13 protein-coding genes are annotated in these 18,200 nt (G+C 73.3%); 8 read left to right on the forward strand and 5 right to left on the reverse strand.

The annotated features are described in order from the left end of the window. Positions 1 to 119: 119 nt before the first annotated feature. The 3 genes from ilvD (at position 120) to EBO15_RS35485 (ending at position 6,094) form a co-directional block, all read left to right on the forward strand. Entirely contained in the window at positions 120 to 1,973 is a 1,854-nt protein-coding gene (gene ilvD, locus EBO15_RS35475; protein ID WP_122198867.1) for a dihydroxy-acid dehydratase, read from the forward strand. A gap of 186 nt (positions 1,974 to 2,159) precedes the next feature. Continuing rightward, positions 2,160 to 5,588 carry a S8 family serine peptidase gene (locus tag EBO15_RS35480; RefSeq protein ID WP_147481805.1) on the forward strand — a complete coding sequence of 1,143 codons (3,429 nt, stop codon included), beginning with the start codon at positions 2,160 to 2,162 and terminating at the stop codon, positions 5,586 to 5,588. 128 nt (positions 5,589 to 5,716) lie between these two features. After that, the gene (locus tag EBO15_RS35485; protein ID WP_122198853.1) at positions 5,717 to 6,094 is read left to right on the forward strand and encodes a DUF1330 domain-containing protein; all 378 of its coding nucleotides are present in this window, start codon (positions 5,717 to 5,719) and stop codon (positions 6,092 to 6,094) included. A 22-nt stretch (positions 6,095 to 6,116) separates the two neighbouring features. Here EBO15_RS35485 and EBO15_RS35490 read toward each other — a convergent pair whose 3' ends face one another. From EBO15_RS35490 to EBO15_RS35500, 3 genes are all read right to left on the reverse strand, one after another. Then, the gene (locus tag EBO15_RS35490) at positions 6,117 to 6,332 is read right to left on the reverse strand and encodes an FmdB family zinc ribbon protein (protein WP_122198854.1); all 216 of its coding nucleotides are present in this window, start codon (positions 6,330 to 6,332) and stop codon (positions 6,117 to 6,119) included. Between the two features lie 33 nt (positions 6,333 to 6,365). Continuing rightward, complete coding sequence (locus tag EBO15_RS35495; RefSeq protein WP_122198855.1) at positions 6,366 to 6,875, reverse strand: HNH endonuclease; 510 nt, start codon at positions 6,873 to 6,875, stop codon at positions 6,366 to 6,368. A gap of 425 nt (positions 6,876 to 7,300) precedes the next feature. Then, positions 7,301 to 7,762 carry a DUF11 domain-containing protein gene (locus EBO15_RS35500; RefSeq protein WP_122198856.1) on the reverse strand — a complete coding sequence of 154 codons (462 nt, stop codon included), beginning with the start codon at positions 7,760 to 7,762 and terminating at the stop codon, positions 7,301 to 7,303. A 1,869-nt stretch (positions 7,763 to 9,631) separates the two neighbouring features. On the opposite strand from EBO15_RS35500, the gene EBO15_RS35505 reads away from it, so the two are divergent. Both EBO15_RS35505 and EBO15_RS35510 read left to right on the forward strand, forming a co-directional pair. Beyond that, the gene (locus EBO15_RS35505; RefSeq protein ID WP_122198857.1) at positions 9,632 to 11,710 is read left to right on the forward strand and encodes a prolyl oligopeptidase family serine peptidase; all 2,079 of its coding nucleotides are present in this window, start codon (positions 9,632 to 9,634) and stop codon (positions 11,708 to 11,710) included. An 85-nt stretch (positions 11,711 to 11,795) separates the two neighbouring features. After that, the gene (locus EBO15_RS35510; RefSeq protein WP_233616654.1) at positions 11,796 to 12,575 is read left to right on the forward strand and encodes a class I SAM-dependent methyltransferase; all 780 of its coding nucleotides are present in this window, start codon (positions 11,796 to 11,798) and stop codon (positions 12,573 to 12,575) included. A 141-nt stretch (positions 12,576 to 12,716) separates the two neighbouring features. Here EBO15_RS35510 and EBO15_RS35515 read toward each other — a convergent pair whose 3' ends face one another. Together EBO15_RS35515 and EBO15_RS35520 are read right to left on the reverse strand one after the other, a co-directional pair. Beyond that, positions 12,717 to 13,535: a GNAT family N-acetyltransferase gene (locus EBO15_RS35515; RefSeq protein WP_122198869.1), complete on the reverse strand. Its 819-nt coding sequence runs from the start codon at positions 13,533 to 13,535 to the stop codon at positions 12,717 to 12,719. Positions 13,536 to 13,540: 5 nt separating this feature from the next. Continuing rightward, positions 13,541 to 15,226, reverse strand: coding sequence for an XRE family transcriptional regulator (locus tag EBO15_RS35520; RefSeq protein WP_233616655.1), 1,686 nt, complete (start codon positions 15,224 to 15,226; stop codon positions 13,541 to 13,543). A gap of 503 nt (positions 15,227 to 15,729) precedes the next feature. On the opposite strand from EBO15_RS35520, the gene EBO15_RS35525 reads away from it, so the two are divergent. The 3 genes from EBO15_RS35525 (at position 15,730) to EBO15_RS35535 (ending at position 18,146) form a co-directional block, all read left to right on the forward strand. After that, positions 15,730 to 16,089, forward strand: a complete 360-nt coding sequence (locus EBO15_RS35525) for a hypothetical protein (protein WP_233616656.1) — start codon at positions 15,730 to 15,732, stop codon at positions 16,087 to 16,089. A 496-nt stretch (positions 16,090 to 16,585) separates the two neighbouring features. Then, positions 16,586 to 17,614 (forward strand): mechanosensitive ion channel family protein, encoded by a 1,029-nt coding sequence (locus EBO15_RS35530; protein WP_233616657.1) that lies wholly within the window; start codon positions 16,586 to 16,588, stop codon positions 17,612 to 17,614. 130 nt (positions 17,615 to 17,744) lie between these two features. Next, on the forward strand, positions 17,745 to 18,146 hold the full coding sequence (locus EBO15_RS35535; RefSeq protein ID WP_122198858.1) for a globin: 402 nt from the start codon (positions 17,745 to 17,747) through the stop codon (positions 18,144 to 18,146). The last annotated feature ends 54 nt before the right edge of the window (positions 18,147 to 18,200 follow it).

Genomic DNA, 18,200 nt, shown 5'->3' on the forward strand with positions numbered 1-18,200 from the left:
GGCAGCGCCGCGCGACCCGCCCGCTGCCGCGGCCCGAGCCCGGCCCGCGCCCGCCCCACCCGCCGCGGACGAGGTCCCCGCTCGCCGTCCACGCTCGTCCACGGTTGGAAGAGGTCTCCATGCCACCGCTCAGGTCACGTACGGTCACCCACGGCAGGAACATGGCGGGCGCCCGCGCCCTCATGCGGGCCAGCGGCATGGAGCGCGAGGACTTCGGCAAACCCATCGTCGCGGTGGCCAACAGCTTCACCCAGTTCGTCCCCGGGCACGTCCACCTGCGCGAGGTCGGCGACGTCGTCGCCGCCGCGGTCCGCGAGGCGGGCGGCGTCCCCCGCGAGTTCAACACGATCGCCGTGGACGACGGCATCGCCATGGGCCACGACGGGATGCTCTACTCCCTGCCGTCCCGCGAGGTGATCGCCGACGCGGTCGAGTACATGGTCGAGGCGCACCGCGCGGACGCGCTGATCTGCGTCTCCAACTGCGACAAGATCACCCCGGGCATGCTGCTGGCCGCGCTGCGGCTGAACATCCCGACCGTGTTCGTCTCCGGCGGGCCGATGGAGGCGGGCAAGCCCGTCCAGGGCGTCCAGAACGGACACAAGCTCGACCTGATCGACCCCATGATCGCCGCGGCGAACGAGGCGGTCAGCGACGCCACGCTCGCCGAGATGGAGGAGAACGCCTGCCCGACCTGCGGGTCCTGCTCGGGCATGTTCACCGCCAACTCCATGAACTGCCTCACCGAGGCGATCGGGCTGGCGCTGCCCGGCAACGGCACCGTCCTCGCCACGCACACCGCCCGCCGCCGCCTCTACGAGGACGCGGGCCGCACGGTCGTGGAGATCGCCAAGCGCTTCTACGACGAGGACGACGCGTCCGTCCTGCCGCTGAACATCGCGACCAAGGACGCGTTCGAGAACGCCATGGTCCTCGACATCGCGATGGGCGGCTCGACGAACACGATCCTGCACCTGCTCGCCGCCGCGGTCGAGGGGCACGTCGGCTTCGGGCTCAAGGAGATCGACGAGCTGTCCCGGCGCGTTCCGTGCATCTGCAAGCTGGCGCCCGCGACGGCCCGCTACCACGTCGAGGACTGCCACCGCGCGGGCGGCGTCCCGGCGCTGCTGGGCGAGCTCGACCGGGCCGGGCTGCTGCACCGGTCGGTCACCTCCGTCCACTCGCCGTCGCTGACCGAGCACCTCGCCAAGTGGGACGTCCGCTCCCCGGACGTCCTGCCCGAGGCGGTCGAGATGTTCCACGCGGCGCCCGGCGGCGTCCGCACGACCTCGGCGTTCAGCCAGTCCGCGCGCTGGGACGAGCTCGACCTCGACCGCGCCGAGGGCTGCATCCGCGACGTCGAGCACGCCTACACCACCGACGGCGGCCTGGCCGTCCTGCGCGGCAACATCGCCGAGGACGGCGCGATCGTCAAGACCGCGGGCGTCGAAGAGGAGCTGTGGACCTTCACCGGCCCGGCCGTCGTCTTCGAGTCCCAGGACGACGCGGTCGAGGGCATCCTCGGCGGCAAGGTCAAGGAGGGCGACGTCGTCGTCATCCGGTACGAGGGGCCGCGCGGCGGGCCGGGCATGCAGGAGATGCTCTACCCGACGTCCTTCCTCAAGGGCCGGGGCCTCGGCAAGGCGTGCGCGCTGATCACCGACGGCCGCTTCTCCGGCGGCACGTCCGGGCTGTCGATCGGGCACGCCTCGCCGGAGGCGGCGGGCGGCGGCGTGATCGCCCTCGTCCGGGACGGCGACCGGATCGTCATCGACATCCCCAAGCGGGTGCTCGAACTGGACGTCCCGGAGGAGGAGCTGGAGGCCCGCCGTGCCGAGCTGCTCGAGGACCTCGGCGGCTACCGCCCCCGCGACCGCGACCGCAAGGTCAGCGCGGCGCTCCAGGCGTACGCGGCCATGGCGACGTCCGCGTCCACCGGCGCGGCCCGCGACGTGAGCCTCCTCGCGCGCTGACCCGTCCCGCACGACCACCGAACGCCCGCCCGGACACCCTCCGGGCGGGCGTTCCGCGTTCCGCCCTCCACTTCCCGCCCTCCACGTTCCGCCCTCTTTGGCCCGCCTTCCGCGTTCGGGCGGGACGCGTGAAAGACAAGGGGCCTTCGGGTCAATACAGGAGAGATCACATCGAAAGGACTCTCCTTGCGACCCATCAGATCCGGGGTGGCGGCCCTCACGGGCGTGGCCGTCCTCGCCACCTCGCTCGCGCTGCCCGGCGGCGCGGACGCGGCGGCGGGCTCCGCGCCGAAGCAGCCGCTGCCCACCGGGAAGTCGTGGAAGGTCACCCTGTTCACCGGCGACGTGGTGACCGTCCGGACGCGGAAGGGCGCCGTCCCGACCGTGGGCGTCCAGCCGGGCCCGGACCGCCGCAACAAGATCTTCACCACGTCCGTCCGGCCGGACGGGCACGTCGTCGTGCTGCCCGCCGACATGGCCCGGCTGCGCGGACGCGTCGTCGACCCCGCCCTGTTCGACGTCACGACCCTGATCCAGAACGGCTACGACGACGCCCACAGCCGCGACCTGCCGCTGATCGTCCGGGGCTCCGGCCGCTCGGTGGCGGCGGCGCTGCCCCAGGGACGGCGGCTGACCAGCCTGGACGCCGTGGCCGTCCGGCAGCCGAAGTCCGGCTCCGCGCGACTCGGCACGGCCCTCGCGGCGGCGCCGTCCGGCGCGTCCCGCATCTGGCTGGACCGGACGATCCGGGCGACCTGGGCGCCCTCCGCGAACCCGGCGCCCCTGGGGGCGGCGTCCCCGAAGCCCTCGCGGGCGGCCACGCCGAGGCCGACGACCACGCGGTCCGCGACCCCGGACGCGGAGGCTCTCGACCGGAACCTCGCCCAGATCGGCGCGCCCGCCGCGTGGCGGGCGGGGGCGACCGGACGCGGCGTGAAGGTCGCCGTCCTGGACACCGGAGTGGACGCGACGCACCCCGATCTCCAGGGCCGGATCGCCGAGACCGCGAACTTCTCCTCGTCCGTCGACGCCGTCGACCGGAACGGGCACGGGACGCACGTCGCGTCGATCCTCGGGGGCGACGGCGCGGCGGCCGACGGGGCGCGCAAGGGCGTCGCCCCGGACGCGTCGCTGCTGGTCGGCAAGGTCCTCGACGACGCGGGCCGTGCCTCGGAGTCACAGATCATCGCGGGCATGGAGTGGGCCGCGGGCCGCGCGAAGGTCGTGAACATGAGCGTCGGCGGTGACTTCTCCGACGGAACCGACCCCCTCTCGGAGGCGGTCGACAAGCTCACCAGGGCCCACGGCACTCTGTTCGTGATCGCCGCCGGCAACGACGGCGGGATCGGGTCGGTCGAGTCGCCGGGCACCGCCGACAGCGCCCTCACCGTCGGCGCGGTCGACGACGCGGACCGGATCGCCGCCTTCTCCAGCCGCGGCCCCCGCCTCGGCCGGACCGCGGCCAAACCCGAGATCGTCGCGCCGGGCGTGGACATCGTCGCCGCCCGTGCCGCCGGGACGTCCCGCGGCCAGGTCATCTCCGCCCGGTACACGACGCTGTCCGGCACGTCCATGGCCGCCCCGCACGTCGCGGGCGCGGCCGCGCTGGTCGCGCAACGGCACCCGGACTGGTCGCCGGACCAGATCAAGGCGGCCCTCGTCGGCTCCGCCGCGACCGCGACGGGCGGGGACGCCTACGAGCTCGGAGCGGGCCGCCTCGACGCCGCCGCCGCGGTGACCTCGCCGCTGCTGTCGCGGCAGGCCGTCCCCTACCTCGGCACCTCCTCCTTCCCCGACCACCCGGCGCTCCGGAGCAAGCTGGTGTGGGGCGCGCCGTCCGAGGCGGTGTCGGCCGACCTGTCCGTCAAGGTCACCGACCGTGAGGGACACGCCGTCGCGGACGCCGCAACGCTGTCGGCGGCGCGGGTCGACGTCCCCGCCGGGGGCACCGCGACCGCGGAGTTGAGCGTCCACGTGGCCCGTCCGGGCCTGTACTCGGCCGAGGTCGTCGCGACCGGCGGCGGACACACCGCGCGCACGCCCGTCACGTTCTCCGTCGAGCCACCCAGCCACACGCTGACCCTCGTCGGCAAGCCCATCCCCGGCACGGCCGCCGACGGCTACGTGGGGTCGGCCTCGGTCGTGAACCTGGACGACGTCGCCCAGTTCACGGGGGGCGTGGACGTCCCGTCCGACGACAGCGGCAAGATCCGCGTGCCGGACGGCCGGTACAGCGTCCTCGGCAAGGTGTGGGACCTCAAGCCGGACGGCGGCGCGCGGGTCGCCCTGGCCGGCAGCCCGGAGATCACCCTCGACAGGGACCTCACCGTGACACTCGACGGCGCGGCGGCCAAGCCGTTCGGCGCGAGCGTCCAGGGCGTGAGGACGGAGACCGCGATGAGGTCGCTCGCACTCGTCCAGTCGTTCCGGCAGGGCCTCATCGGGGAGACCGCGTACGCGTCCGGATCGTCCGACGAGGTGCTGGCCCAGCCGATGCCGGGCGGCGTCTCCACGGGATCGCTCAGCACGACCACCACCTTTCGGCTGACCGCGCCGGGAACGGTGTACGACCTGTTCCACACGCGTCCCGGCGGGGTGCCCGCCGACGCGTCGCACCTGGTCACGCCCGCCGAGATCGCCACGATGGCCCGGTTCGACGAGCGGTTCGCGGCCGTGGACGGCGACACCTCCAAGCCGATCGGTGAGACTCGGTACGGGATGACGCCGGCCGGTGGCCTCTCGACCGGGTTCCAGGCGAACTCCACCGTCCCGGCGGGCACGACCCGGACCGACTACGTGTCGGCGGGCGGTGGCATCCTCTGGATGCAGGACGCCGCCCCGGGGACCGTCGCGGACGGGGAGTGGGTCGACGAGGCTCCCTTCACCGAGCCGAAGCCGGGAACGCGGAGCACCCGAACGTGGGGGCGCCAGCCGTTCCGTCCCGGGCCGTACTCGGGGACCCTGCCCTCCCCGAGCTTCTGCACCCCGTCGCCGTCTGTCCGGACGGGCGGGAACGTGCACGTCCACCTCGTCGACCTCCAGGTCCGCCCGGACGGCTTCGACTGCGGCGACCTCACCACACTGAAGCACACCATGACGCTCAGTGAGGGGACGCGCCGGATCGGCCAGGTGTCGTCCGCGTCCGCAGACTTCTCCGTCCCGGCACGGCCCGCGACCTTCACGCTGCGCTACGACACCGACGCGTCCTCGGTGCTCGCGGTGTCGCCGACGACGTCCACCACCTGGACGTTCAGGTCGGACGCCCCGTCCGGGTCGTCCTCGGAGCGGCTGCCGCTGCTGCTCGTCGACTACGACCTCGGCCTCGACCTGCGGAACCAGCCTCCCGCGACGGGCGCCACCTCGCCCGCGACGTTCACCGTGGCGCGGATGGCGGGCTCGGCGCCCGCGACCGTGACCGGCCTGACGGTCGAGACGTCCGTGGACGGCGGCAAGACCTGGACCGCGACGCAGGCGCGCGCGCTCGGCGGCGGACGCTTCTCCGCCGCCCTGCCGAAGCCGGCCACGGGCGGCGCGCTGTCGCTGCGCGTGACCGCGCGGGACTCGGGCGGCGGATCCGTCCGGCAGGAGATCGCCTCCGCCTACCGGCTGCGCTGAGCGGGGATTCCCCCGGGGGTAGGCCGCGGCATGACGTCCGACGTCATGGCCCGCCCCCGGGGGCCGCGGGCAGACTCAAGCCATCGACCGGACGCGCTGGGCGCCCGGAAGGTACAGAGGAGCACGAAATGCCCGCGTCCTACGCCATCGCCCGCATGTACCCCGTCGCCCGCCTCCACGACGACGTCCTCGAGTACATGGAGCGCATCCAGGAGACCATGGACCCGTTCGGCGGGAGATTCCTCGTCCACGGAGGCGTCCCGGACGTCAAGGAGGGCGAATTCCCCGGAGTCCTGGTGATCCTCCGGTTCCCGGAGGCCGACGGCGCCCACGCCTGGTACGACTCCGAGCCGTACGCCGAGATCATGCGGAAGCGCTCCGACCACATCCCGAGCGACCTGTTCGTCGTCGAGGGCGTCGAAGGCGACTACGACATCTCCAGGACCGCGGCCGAGCTGCGCCGGCAGCGCGACGCCGCCGACGCCGCGCTCGCGGCCGCGGCGTGATCCGCCGGAGGGGCGGCGGGGGTCAGGAGCAGCAGCCTCCGCCGCAGCACCCTCCCCCACCACCGCCCGCGCGCGGGGCCGGCGCGGACGCCTGCCCCGTCACCGCGACGGTGGACAGCAGTTTGACGGTGTCGTCGTGGCCCGCCGGGCACGGGGCCGGGTCGGACGCCTGGATCATCGGGCGTGAGATCTCGAAGGTCGATCCGCACGCGCGGCAGCGATAGTCATACCGAGGCACGCCACCAGGATACGTGCGGACGCCCGCCCCCGGTCAGGCCGCGGGCTCGGTGACGTACGGCGCCCACTGCGGATCACCGTCGTGGACGATGCCGATCAGCCGCCAGTGCGCGCCGCGCGGCACGCCGGGCGTCATCGGAAGCGTCCAGCCGAGTTCCTCGAGCAGCCGGTCCGCCTTGCTGTGGTTGCAGGTCTGGCAGGACGCGACGCAGTTCTCCCAGACGTGCTTGCCGCCCCGGCTGCGCGGCTGGACGTGGTCGATGGTCTCGGCGCGGCGTCCGCAGTAGACGCAGCGGAAGTTGTCCCGGCGCATCAGCGCCGTGCGGGTCAGCGGGACACGGGTGCGGAACGGGATCCGCACGTACCGGCGGAGCCGGATCACGGAGGGGACCTCCACCGTCATCGCGGCGGAGTGCAGCACCGCGCCGGACGTGTCGTGGTGGACGATCTCGGCCTTGTCGCGGAGGACGAGCACGACCGCGCGGCGGAGCGGGAGGGTGGTGAGGGGTTCGTACGTCGCGTTGAGGAGCAGGACCTGGCGCATCAGACGGCCTCCGCCGGGGTGAGCGCGGCCGTCGACCGAGGTCTGGATGTTCGTTTCTTCGCCTCGGCGGGCGCACGACCGGCGCACGCCCCGTCCCGAGGCCCGAGTATCGACTCCGGCACTTGCGCACCCGCCACGAGGACCTCCCCAGGGGCGTTTCCGGTCCGTCCTTTTCCGACCCTGCCGTCCACTGCCCGGCCCGCGGGGGGCGGGCGGTGGCGGCCGACCGAAACGGCCGGCCCGCAATCAGTGTGGCCCCTGAGCCGACCGCCCGCTACCCCCTTTCATCCCCACGATCACGACGCTTCGAACGGCCGGGGCCCCCGGCGCCGGGGAAATTTCCGGCGCCGGGGGCCCTCCGCGGGTCCGGCGGCCCGGCCCGCGCCCGAAGGCCGGACCGGATCACCCGCCGAAACCCGGACGACTCAGTGCCGCGTGTCCTCCGCCGCCCCGTTCGGGACGGCCGGGCTCTTCGACAGGGCCACCGCGTCCAGCGCGGCCGGAACCTTCGGAGCGGCCGCCCCGGCCAGGGCGTCGGCCCCCGGCTGGACCGCGCCGGCCGGCTGCCAGGTCACCGTGCCGTCGACCTGGACCGTCCCGGTCGCGTCCAGCGGGACGGTGGCCGTGAGCTCGCCGGACGAGGTCGCCCCCGGCTGCAGCGAGCCGTAGGAGCAGCGGATCTCCGCCGCGAGCGCCTCGCACTCCTTCGACACCTTGCCGATCTTGAGCTGCGGTGTCAGCCTGTGGACGAGCACGACGCCGTCCACGGCCTTGTCACCGGTGTTGCGGACCGTCCAGCCCCAGTTCACCGAGTCCCCGGCCTGCGCGGTCCACGGCGCGCTGTAGGTGACCTCGACCTGCCCGGACGCCGGATCCTCCGACCTCACGGCCTTCCGCTCCCCACTGGCGACCGCGACGTTCCGACCCCCCAGACCCGCCCCCACGGCCCGCGGCACGACACTCCCGGGCCGCACCGCGAGGTTCGCGGGCGTAACACTCGGCGCGACATTGCCAGTCACCGACCGCGGCGCCAGATTCCTGGGCGCGGTACGCGGCACGACGTTCCCAGGCACGGACCGCGGCGCAAGATTCCTGGGCGCGGTACGCGGCACGACATTGCCGGGCACGGACCGGGGCGCAAGGTTCCCAGGCGCAGTCCGCGGCGCGACGTTCCCCGGCGCGGGGCGCGGCGCGACGTTCCCCGGCGCGGGGCGCGGCGCGGGGTTGCCGGGCGCGGGGCGCGGCGCGGGGTTCGACGTCACGACATGCGGCGTGACGCTCAGCGGCGAGGTGCGCGGCGCGAGTCCTCCGGACGCCGTCCCCGGAGCGGGGTTCGCGGCCGCGGCACCCGGCACCGGGTTCTCCGACGCGATGCGCAGCCCGGAGTTCGCAGGCGCGGTGCGCGGCGTCACGTTGGACGGCGCACCCTGCGGCGCGAAGTTCCTGGGCGCGACCCTCGGCGCGACGTTCGCAGGCGTAACGCGCGGCGCAAGGTTCGCGGGCGCGGTACGCGGCGCGACACTCCGCGGCGCGGGACGCGGCGCAAGGTTCCCAGCCGCAGGACGCGGCGCGACATTCCCGGGCGCGGGACGCGGCGCGAGGTTCGCGGCCCCGGGACGCGGCGCGAAGTTCCTGGGCGCGGTACGCGGTGCGACGTTCGCAGCCCCGGGACGCGGGGCAAGGTTTCCGGGCGCGGGACGCGGCGCGGGGTTCGCGGGCATCGTGCGCGGCGCACCGCTTGCGGGAGCGGGACGCGACGCAAGGTTCCTGGGCGTGGTGCGCGGAGCGAGGTTCGCGGGCGCAGGGCGCGGCGCGACGTTCGCGGGCACGGGACGCGGCGCGAGGTTCGCGGGCGTCGTGCGAGGCGCGACGTTACCGGGCGTGGTGCGCGGCGCACCGCTTGCGGGAGCGGGACGCGACGCAAGGTTCCTGGGCGTGGTGCGCGGCGCGAGGTTCGCGGGCACGGGACGCGGGGCGAGGTTCGCGGGCGTCGTGCGCGGCGCGACGTTACCGGGCGTGGTTCGCGGCGCACCGCTTGCGGGAGCGGGACGCGACGCAAGGTTCCTGGGCGCGGGACGCGGCGCGAGGTTCGCGGCCCCGGGACGCGGGGCAGGGTTCGCGGGGCGCGGCGCGGCATTCACGGGGCGCGGTGCGGCATTCACGGGACGCGGTGCGGCATTCACGGGACGCGGTGCGGCATTCACGGGACGCGGTGCGGGGTTTCTGGGTGCGATCCTCGGCGCGAGGTTCGCGGGCGTGGTGCGCGGCGCGGCGTTCGCGGGTGCCGGGCGTGGGGCGAGGTTCCTGGTCGCCGGGCGCGGCGCGGGGTTTCCGGGTGTGATGTTGGGCTGTGTCGTGCCCGGGGTCGGGTCGGACGGTGTGGTGCGTTCGGCGACGTTCGGTGACGTGCGCGGTGTGGTGTTCGCCGGTGTGATGGCGGCGGGTGCCTGCGGGGACGGGGCCCCGGGTGTGTTCGGCGACGCTGTCGGATTTGGTGTGAACCCCGGTGTCGCCCCGGAATGCCCGGGGACGGGTATGGGCGTGGCCTGGGCGGGCAGGGCGGCGATCAGCGCGGCGCTGACGAGCGCCCCGCCCAGGACCGTGCCTCGAACGGCCTTGGTGTTCTTCATGGACTCCCCCGTTGTTGATGAACCCTGTGATCATTTGCCTATCTACCGATGTCACCGTGCGTGTACACCTCGTGACGCGAATTGATCTGGGATCACGCTGGGCGGGAGATGAATACAGTGCTTCGCATGAGCCGACCGCAGTACCCCTCCGCGCCCCGGCAGGACGTCGCCGACGACCTGCACGGTCACCGCGTGCCCGATCCGTACCGCTGGCTGGAGGACGCCGACTCCGAGGACACCGCCAAGTGGCTCTCGGCCCAGGACGACCTGTTCCACCACACCGTGGACGGGCTGCCCGGACGCGACCGGCTGCGCGCCCGGCTGGGCGAGCTGCTCGGCGCGGGCAGCGTCGGCGCGCCGGTGTGGCGCGGCGGACGGCGGTTCTTCACGCGCCGGACCGCCGAGCAGGAGCATCCCGTCCTCTACACCGTCGATCCGGACGGCTCCGAGCGCGTCCTGGTCGACCCGACCGCGCTCGACCCGTCCGGGACGACGACGCTGGACGGCTGGCAGCCCGACAAGGAGGGGCGGCGGCTGGCGTACAAGGTCTCGCACGGCGGGGACGAGGAGTCCCTGCTGTACGTGCTGGACGTGGCGTCCGGTGAGCGGGTCGAGGGCCCGGTCGACCGCACCCGCAACTCGGTCGTCGCGTGGCTGCCCGGCGGCGAGGCGTACTACTACGTGCGACGGCTCGCGCCCGGCGACGTCCCGGACGGCGAGGAGCAGTTCCACCGCCGCGTCTACCTGCACCATGTCGGCACGGACCCGGACACGGACGATGTCCTGGTCTTCGGTGACGGCCTGGACAAGACGAATTACTACGGCATCGGCGTCAGCCGCGACGGACGCCGGCTGACGGTCACCGCGTCCGCCGGGACGGCGCCGCGCAACGACCTGTGGATCGCCGACCTGGCCGCCGCGCCGCTGGAGCGCCCGGATCTGCGTCCCGTCCAGGTCGGCGTGGACGCGTCGACCAGCCTCCATGTCGGACGCGACGGGCTCGCGTACGTGTTCACCGACCGTGACGCGCCGCGCTCGCGCATCTGTGTGACCGATCCGTCCGATCCGTCCTACGAGACCTGGCGGGATCTGATCCCCGAGGACCCGGAGGCGGTGCTCACCGACTACGCGATCCTGGACGATCTGGACCGTCCCGTCCTGCTCGCGGGCTGGGAGCGGCACGCGCTCGGCGAGATCACCGTGCACGACCTGGCGTCCGGGGAGCGGATCGGCGCCGTCCCGCTGCCGGGTCTCGGATCGCTCGGCGGGATCGTCGAGCGCCCGGAGGGCGGACACGAGGCGTGGTTCGGGTACACCGACAACGTCACGCCGTCGTCGGTGCTGCACTTCGACGCGCGGACGGGCGAGACGCACGTGTGGGCGTCCGCGCCGGGGTCGGTCACCGTCCCGGAGATCGAGACGCGGCAGGTCACGTACACGTCCCACGACGGCACGCCCGTGCGGATGCTGGTGCTGTCGCGGCCGGGCGGCGACGGCCCGCGCCCGACCATCCTGTACGGGTACGGCGGTTTCAACGTGTCGCTCACCCCGGCGTACTCGGCGTCCATCCTCGCCTGGGTCGAGGCGGGCGGGGTCTACGCGATCGCGAACCTGCGGGGTGGTTCCGAGGAGGGCGAGGAGTGGCACCGCGCCGGGATGCGCGACCGCAAGCAGAACGTCTTCGACGACTTCCACGCCGCCGCCGAGCGCCTCGTCACGGACGGCCTGACCACTCCGTCCCAGCTGGCGATCTCCGGCGGTTCCAACGGCGGCCTGCTCGTCGGCGCGGCCCTGACGCAGCGGCCCGGCCTGTACCGCGCCGTCGTCTGCTCGGCGCCGCTGCTCGACATGGTCCGTTACGAGAAGTTCGGCATCGGCCAGATCTGGAACGACGAGTTCGGCAGCGCCGACAAGCCGGACGAGCTCGAGTGGCTGCTCGCGTACTCGCCGTACCACCACGTCCGCGAGGACGTCGCCTACCCCGCCGTCCTGTTCACGATCTTCGACAGCGACGGCCGGGTCGACCCGCTGCACGCGCGCAAGATGTGCGCGGCGCTCCAGCACGCCACGTCGTCGGACGAGCCCGTCCTGCTGCGCCGCGAGTCGGACGTCGGCCACGCCGCCCGCTCCGTCAGCCGCTCCGCCGCGCTCATGACCGACACGCTGTCCTTCCTCGCGAACGAGACGGGCCTGCCCCTGTCCTGAACCCGCCCGCGAGGTTCCCGGTGGGGCCGGCCGTACCGCCGACCCCACCGGGACGGGCCGTATTGACGCGTGATCGAATTATTTCGTGCGCTCTTCGACACCGCGGGACGACGGCCTGCTCGACCGGGTCTGCGCCCTGCTCACCGACCCGCCGGACGAGCCCGCCGCGCCGGACGGCTACCTGGACCTGCTCGAGGCCGGACCGACGCCGACGCTCGCCCAGCGGGCCATGCAGTCGACGCTGCTCCCGCAGATCTACGAACGGGTGTGGCGGCCCGTCGTGTTCAACGTCGCCAAGGGCTGGCCGTCCGGGCCGGGCACCGCCGAGGAGCACGCGCTGGCCCGCGACCAGCTCGGCCTCGCCCAGCCCGGCGACATCGCCAAGCCCGCCGCGACCGTCCTCGACGTGGCCTGCGGGCCGGGCAACACCACGCGCGCCCTCGCGACCGGCGTCGGCGAGAACGGCCTGGTCGTCGGGCTGGACGCGTCGGCGTCGATGCTCGCCCGCGCCGCCGCCGACAGCCAGGGGATCGCCTACGTGCGCGGCAACGCGATCGACCCGCCGTTCCGCACCGGCGTGTTCGACGCGGTCTCCTGCCTCGGAGCGCTCTACCTCTTCGACGACCCGTGGACGGCCCTGGACGGCATGGTCCGCGTCCTGCGCCCCGGCGGCCGCCTGGTCATCCTCACGACCCGCCGTCCGTCGCTCCCGGTCAGCCGCGTCACCGGCGACCTTCTCGGCCGCGCCACGGGCATCACCATGTTCGACGACGACCTGCCCGACGCGCTGACCGACCGCGGTCTCACCGTCCTGCACCACCGCCGCTATCCCCTCATGCAGTTCCTGGCGGCGGAATCGAAATGACGGCCATCAACGACCGGACATGAAGTCGACGGCCGGACATGAAAAGGCCCGGGAGACGGCCTTTGTGGCGGACCGCGCCTCCGCCGGAGGCCGTCTCCCGGGTGTCCGCTGTTTTCCAAGCGGGGTCTTTCGGTGGGTTTCTCAGCGAATCCGTTTCTCGATGTAGATGTTGACGATTCCGTTGATGACCTCACGGTGGGTCTCGCGCCAGCCGAACTTCCGGTAAAGGGCGAGGGCGGGGCCCTGGCGGGACGTGGTGTCGGCCCGCAGCAGGTGGTAGCCGAGTTCCGCGGCGCGTTCCTCCAGGGCGTGGACGACGGCCTCGCCGTAGCCGCGGCGCTGGAGTTCCGGCCGCACCCGGAGGCGCACCATCTCGACCACGGGATCGTTCCGGACGCGGGCGACCGGCGTCGCGGCGCCCTGGGCGCGCTCGGCGCCGCCCGGGACGAGGTCGCCGCGGCGGAGGCCGCCCATGGCGACGATCCGGCCGTCCACCTCGCCGACGAGGAACTCGCCGTCGCCCCGGAGGTAGATCTCGTCCATCCGGAAGAAGTCGTGGTCGTAGTAGATCCCGTCGCCGGGCCGCAGCCCGACCTGGGCCAGGCCCTGCCGGTGCAGCATGAGCACGGCGGCGTGGTCGGCCTCGGCGTACCGGCGCAGGACCAGCCCGCCGTACTCCCACGCCGGCGGGTCCTGGACCACGCGGACGAGACCGGGCCGATCGGCAGGGCGGTCGGCCCGGCGATCGGCAAGGCGGTCGGCGGGACGGTCGCCGGGACTCCGCCGCGAGACGGTGCCGTGGTCGGCCGTGACGTCCTCCGGGGCGGGCGCCCCGTCGGCGGCCGCGCCGTCGGGGGGCGCCGCGTTCGCGCCCGGGTCGAACCGGTCGGTCTCGGGCTCGGCCGGCGGACGCGCCGGAGCGGCCGGGGACGCGGGCGGACGGCCCTCTGACTGTGGCATGCGCATCAGACCTGCTCGGCGGGAGGAACCGACGGCTGGGCCGACGGGGACGGAGTGCTGGACGGGCCCTGCACATTCGGGCCGGACAGCGACTCATAGAAGTCGTTCAGCGCCGCCAGGCCCGGGTGCTTCGCGCTGACCGCCGCGCCGACCTGCCGCGCCCGGTGGACGAGGATGTCGGAGCGGTGCTCGGTCGGCAGGTCGAAGATCGCCTCGCGGGCGGCGACGAGCGCCGCGTCCGGCTGGCCCGCGTGCAGCTTGCAGGACGCCCGGTCGAGCCGGACCAGTGTGAGGTCGACCCGGTCCGTCGGCGCGTACAGGGTGAGCGCCCGGCTGAGCGACTCCTCGCCGCCCTTGTGGTCGCCCAGGTTGGTGTAGGTGTCGCCCTCGTAGAACGTCATCTGCCGTTCGGTGAAGCCGAACACCAGGTCGCCGGTGTGCTCCTTGCTCAGCTGGTCGAAGACCGACCGGCCGCGCAGCAGCGCCCGGCGGGCGCTCGGGGCGGCGTCGCCGCGGCCGCGCAGGGCGAGCTGGCCGAGGGCGCGCGCCTCGACGGCCGGGGCCATCGCGGCGGCGACGCTGGGGTCGCGTCCGGCGAGGTCCTGCGCCTTGCGGGCCAGGTGCAACGCCTCGCGGGGGTCGCCGTAGTACATGGGGACGAGCGCCTCGCGCACGGTCACCCAGGCGCGCAGTTTGCGGTCGCCGGTCTCGTCGGCGGCCGTTCGCGCGGTCCGGAAGAACGAGCGCGCCAGCCGGTGGTCGCCCAGGTTGATCATGATCAGCCCGGACAGCCCGGACAGCTGGGCGGCGATGCGCAGCAGTCGCTCCTGAAGCTCGACGGGCTGGCGCTTGTCGGCCATCCGCCGGACCTCGGAGAAGTCGAGCAGCACGTCGCAGAGCATCCGCAGCGACGGTGTCGCCTGGTACTGCTGCCCGTACCCGAGCGTCGTCTCCTCCCACTGGTCGAGCATGGTCGGTGACACGGTCGCGCTGACCAGGGTGTCGTCCATCTTGCGCCGAAGGCTGTCCACGGCGCCAAGGATCTGGCCGTCGAGCGTCACCACGCCCGATCCGGCCAGCAGGCTCAGCAGGGTCCTACGAAGCACGATGTCCTCCTCTCCCACATCAATGGAGGCGGGGCCTTCAGCGCGGTCCGGACCCCTGGGGTTTCTGACGGAGATCCAGTGCCGGTCGTCCGGTGCCGGGACCACCACCGCCCCGATCAGGGCGTCGGTGTCGGCCGGCGGGCGAGGCCCCGCGTCCCGCTGGGACGGGACGGCCGCGGGCACCGGGCCGCCCGCCTCGGCGGGACGGCTCGCGTGGCCGCGTCCGCAGATGCAGGGACTGCGGTACCCGAGGTCGTCGGGTTCGACCCGGTAGACGGCGCACAGGTAGTGGAGGTATTCGGGGCCGGGACGCTTGTAACCACTCTCGTAGGCCGACAGCAGAGTGTCACCGAGCTTGGGCTCGGGCTTGCCGTCGATCTCGAACAGCGCCCGGACCTGGGCGACGATGTCGGACAGCGCCACGCCGTGGGCGAGGCGGTGCGCCTTGACCGGCGTGATGCCGAACAGCGGCCCGCACTGATCGTGGATGTCGACCGCGATCTGGGCGGGGGTGCGTCCCCTGGCGAGACCACGCGCCCTGATCCGGCGCGCGATTTCCGTCTCCTTCTTCGGGGGGTCTGACATCGTGCCGGCCTCCTCACCGCTGGGCCGGGGGGGTCCTCGGGAGCGAGGGCCTGACCTCGGAGCCACGGCGACCGGTAGCTAGGTCAACCTCATCGGACGGGGATTTCCCGCACACCGGTGGTGAGCTGGCGATACGAGAAATAATCTCTTGCGCACGCAGCGTAACGCCCGCACCGGGGCAGGCCAAGCCATTCCCAAGAAACACGGGGGCGCCGAAGGCTTCTCCTCTCCCTCGGGTAGAGATTTCTCCTCCAAGGTCGGTGGACCTCTGCCTGAGATGGGGGAATCCCGTACTTCGGCGGACGGCCGGGCCCTTGACCCAGCACCGTTGGGGTTGCGATTCTCGCCGCGAGTAATGGTACGGAAGCACTGAGTTCGATCACGTGGGGTCCGGCCCCGGCCGGGATGAAGATCATCACCCTGCGGCGAGAGGGACCATTCGGCCACACGGGAACGGCACGAGCAGTCCTCGGAGAGCACGGATGCACGGAGGGGGTGCGCAGGTGGCACACGACGAGCGCGTCGGCTACCTGGAGGAGCTGGAGCACGAACTCGACACGCGCGGCCTGGTCGCGCGGGTGGTCCGGACCCGGTCCGGCCCGGCGTTCCTGCGGGTGGTGAACCCGGAGGCGGCGAGCCTGGCCGAAGACGTCACCTGCGCACCGGTGCCGGAGACGCGCGACCACTACTACTGGTGGTCGTGGGGGGAGCGCATGCACCGGGTGGACGACCCGCGCGGGGCCGCGTCGAAACTGGCGCACGTCCTGCAGCCGCTGCGACAACAGACGCGCGGTCTCGAGGCGCAGGGCTTCGAGATCCGCGATCCGGCCACCGTGGGAGGCCGGCCCTCGGGCCGTCCCTGACGGAGGCCGGAAGCGTCCCCGGGGGCCGTGGCCGACACGGCGCGGCAGCCACGGCCCCCGCGGGACCTGACCGTCCGGACCGACCCGGACCTGACCTGACCCGCCCGGACCGGACCGGCCCGAACCGCCCGACACGCCGGACCCTCCGGCGTGTCGAACCGGCCGGGCCAGCGAGACGGCACCCGCCGGACACCGTGTCCTCACCGGCCGGGCACCCCGCCCGCCGGCCGGCGTGATCTCGGGCCGGGCGGGCGGCGATGTGACCAGCGCCTCCGTACCCCTCCTCACCCACCCCCTCCGAGCGGCCGCGGGTCCGCTTCCCATGCCCGTTCATCCGGGCCCGCGGTCAGGGGGCAGACCCTCACCGTCCGATGCGCGTCGCTCGTCCGGCGGTGGACGAACCCATCGTCACCGTCCCCTACGATCGGGCTCGTACCGCCGCAGGTCCACGACGATGTGACGCGGCATCCACCATCGGTCGGGAGGGTCTGCCCCCATGTACGGCACAGTGGCGTCCAGCGCGTCCGTTCACGCGGTCGCGTTGAGCGAGCCCCTGGTCAAGATGGACGGCAAGGCGGAGCAGTACTGCAGCGCCGACCCGGCGGCGGCCTGCCGGCTGTTCTGGAACATCACCCACAGCCCCGGCGCCACCAAGTTCGTCTACGACTACCGCCTGGACGTCTGGTCCGGGAAGCTCGTCGCGATCGTCGTCACGTTCGTGATCGCCCTGGTCGTCCGGAACATCGCGCACCGGATGATCACCAAGGTCACGCAGCGGATGGCCGAGGGCACGGTCTCGGAGAAGGCCCGGGAGAAGAGCAAGACGATCTTCGAGGGCAGCCAGGCCCTGCTGTCCCAGCGGCGCGCGCAGCGGGCCAAGACGCTCGGCTCGGTGCTGCGCTCGGTCGCGTCCGTGGTGATCATGGGGACGGCGCTGTTCAGCATCCTCGGCTACCTCGGGCTGAACCTCACCCCGATCGTCGCCAGCGCCAGCGTCATCGGCGTCGCCGTCGGTTTCGGCGCGCAGAACATCGTCAAGGACTGCCTGGCCGGCATCTTCATGCTGCTGGAGGACCAGTACGGCGTCGGCGACGTGATCGACGTGGGCAGCGCCAAGGGCACGGTCGAGGCGGTCACCCTGCGCGTCACCCGCATGCGGGACGTCAACGGCGTCGTCTGGTACGTCCCGAACGGGGAGATCAAGAAGGTCGGCAACGAGTCCCAGAACTGGGGCCGCGCGGTGCTGGACATCCCCGTCGACATCGGCGAGGACGTCGAGAAGGTCAAGGAGATCCTCCAGGCCACGGCCGACACGATGGCCGAGGACCCGCAGTGGAGCGATCTCGTCCTCGAGCGGCCGTCGGTCTGGGGCGTCCAGGCCCTCGCCGCGGACGCGCTGGTCATCCGCGTGGTGCTGAAGACCGCGCCGGGCCAGCAGGGCGCCTGCGCCCGCGAGCTGCGCGAGCGCGTGAAGGTCGCGTTCGACCAGGCCGGGGTCTCGGTCGCCACGTCCTCCGCCACCTGATCCGTCCCGCCCTCCCCGGCCGTCCCCGCCCCCGTGGCGCGGACGGCCGTCCCGTGTCCGGAGGATCACGCCGCCCGTCCGGACGATCAAGAGGCGTAAGCGGGCCGGTACCGCATAGGCTTGGGGCGTTATGGCTGAACCCGAACAGGTGACCTTCTACGAGGCGGTCGGGGGCGAGGAGACGTTCCGCGCCCTGGTGCACCGCTTCTACCAGGGCGTCGCGGACGACCCGGCGCTGCGCGCGATGTATCCGGAGGAGGATCTCGGCCCCGCCGAGGACCGCCTGCGGCTGTTCCTCATCCAGTATTGGGGCGGCCCGAACACCTACAGCCAGGAACGCGGCCATCCGCGCCTGCGCATGCGGCACGCCCCCTTCGTGGTGGACGAGACCGCCAAGGAGTCCTGGCTCCGCCACATGCGCAAGGCCCTGGACGAGACGGTCGCCGAGCGCGGCCTTCCGCCGGAGGCCGAGCAGATGCTCTGGAAGTACTTCACCATGGCCGCCCAAAGCATGATCAACTCCCCTTCCTGACCCTCCGAAGACCCGGGATCCCGGCCCCGAGACGTGTCGCGTCCGGGGCCGGGC

This window comes from Actinomadura harenae (assembly GCF_003696215.1).
In the GTDB taxonomy this organism is placed as follows: Bacteria; Actinomycetota; Actinomycetes; order Streptosporangiales; family Streptosporangiaceae; genus Spirillospora; species Spirillospora harenae.

Excerpts from the sequence above, each read along its gene's own strand:
- ilvD (WP_122198867.1), top strand. The coding sequence starts at position 120 with ATGCCACCGCTCAGGTCACGTACGGTCACCCACGGCAGGAACATGGCG.
- EBO15_RS35485 (WP_122198853.1), top strand. The coding sequence starts at position 5,717 with ATGCCCGCGTCCTACGCCATCGCCCGCATGTACCCCGTCGCCCGCCTC.
- EBO15_RS35495 (WP_122198855.1), bottom strand. The coding sequence starts at position 6,875 with ATGCGCCAGGTCCTGCTCCTCAACGCGACGTACGAACCCCTCACCACC.
- EBO15_RS35505 (WP_122198857.1), top strand. The coding sequence starts at position 9,632 with ATGAGCCGACCGCAGTACCCCTCCGCGCCCCGGCAGGACGTCGCCGAC.
- EBO15_RS35515 (WP_122198869.1), bottom strand. The coding sequence starts at position 13,535 with ATGCCACAGTCAGAGGGCCGTCCGCCCGCGTCCCCGGCCGCTCCGGCG.
- EBO15_RS35520 (WP_233616655.1), bottom strand. The coding sequence starts at position 15,226 with ATGTCAGACCCCCCGAAGAAGGAGACGGAAATCGCGCGCCGGATCAGG.
- EBO15_RS35530 (WP_233616657.1), top strand. The coding sequence starts at position 16,586 with ATGTACGGCACAGTGGCGTCCAGCGCGTCCGTTCACGCGGTCGCGTTG.
- EBO15_RS35535 (WP_122198858.1), top strand. The coding sequence starts at position 17,745 with ATGGCTGAACCCGAACAGGTGACCTTCTACGAGGCGGTCGGGGGCGAG.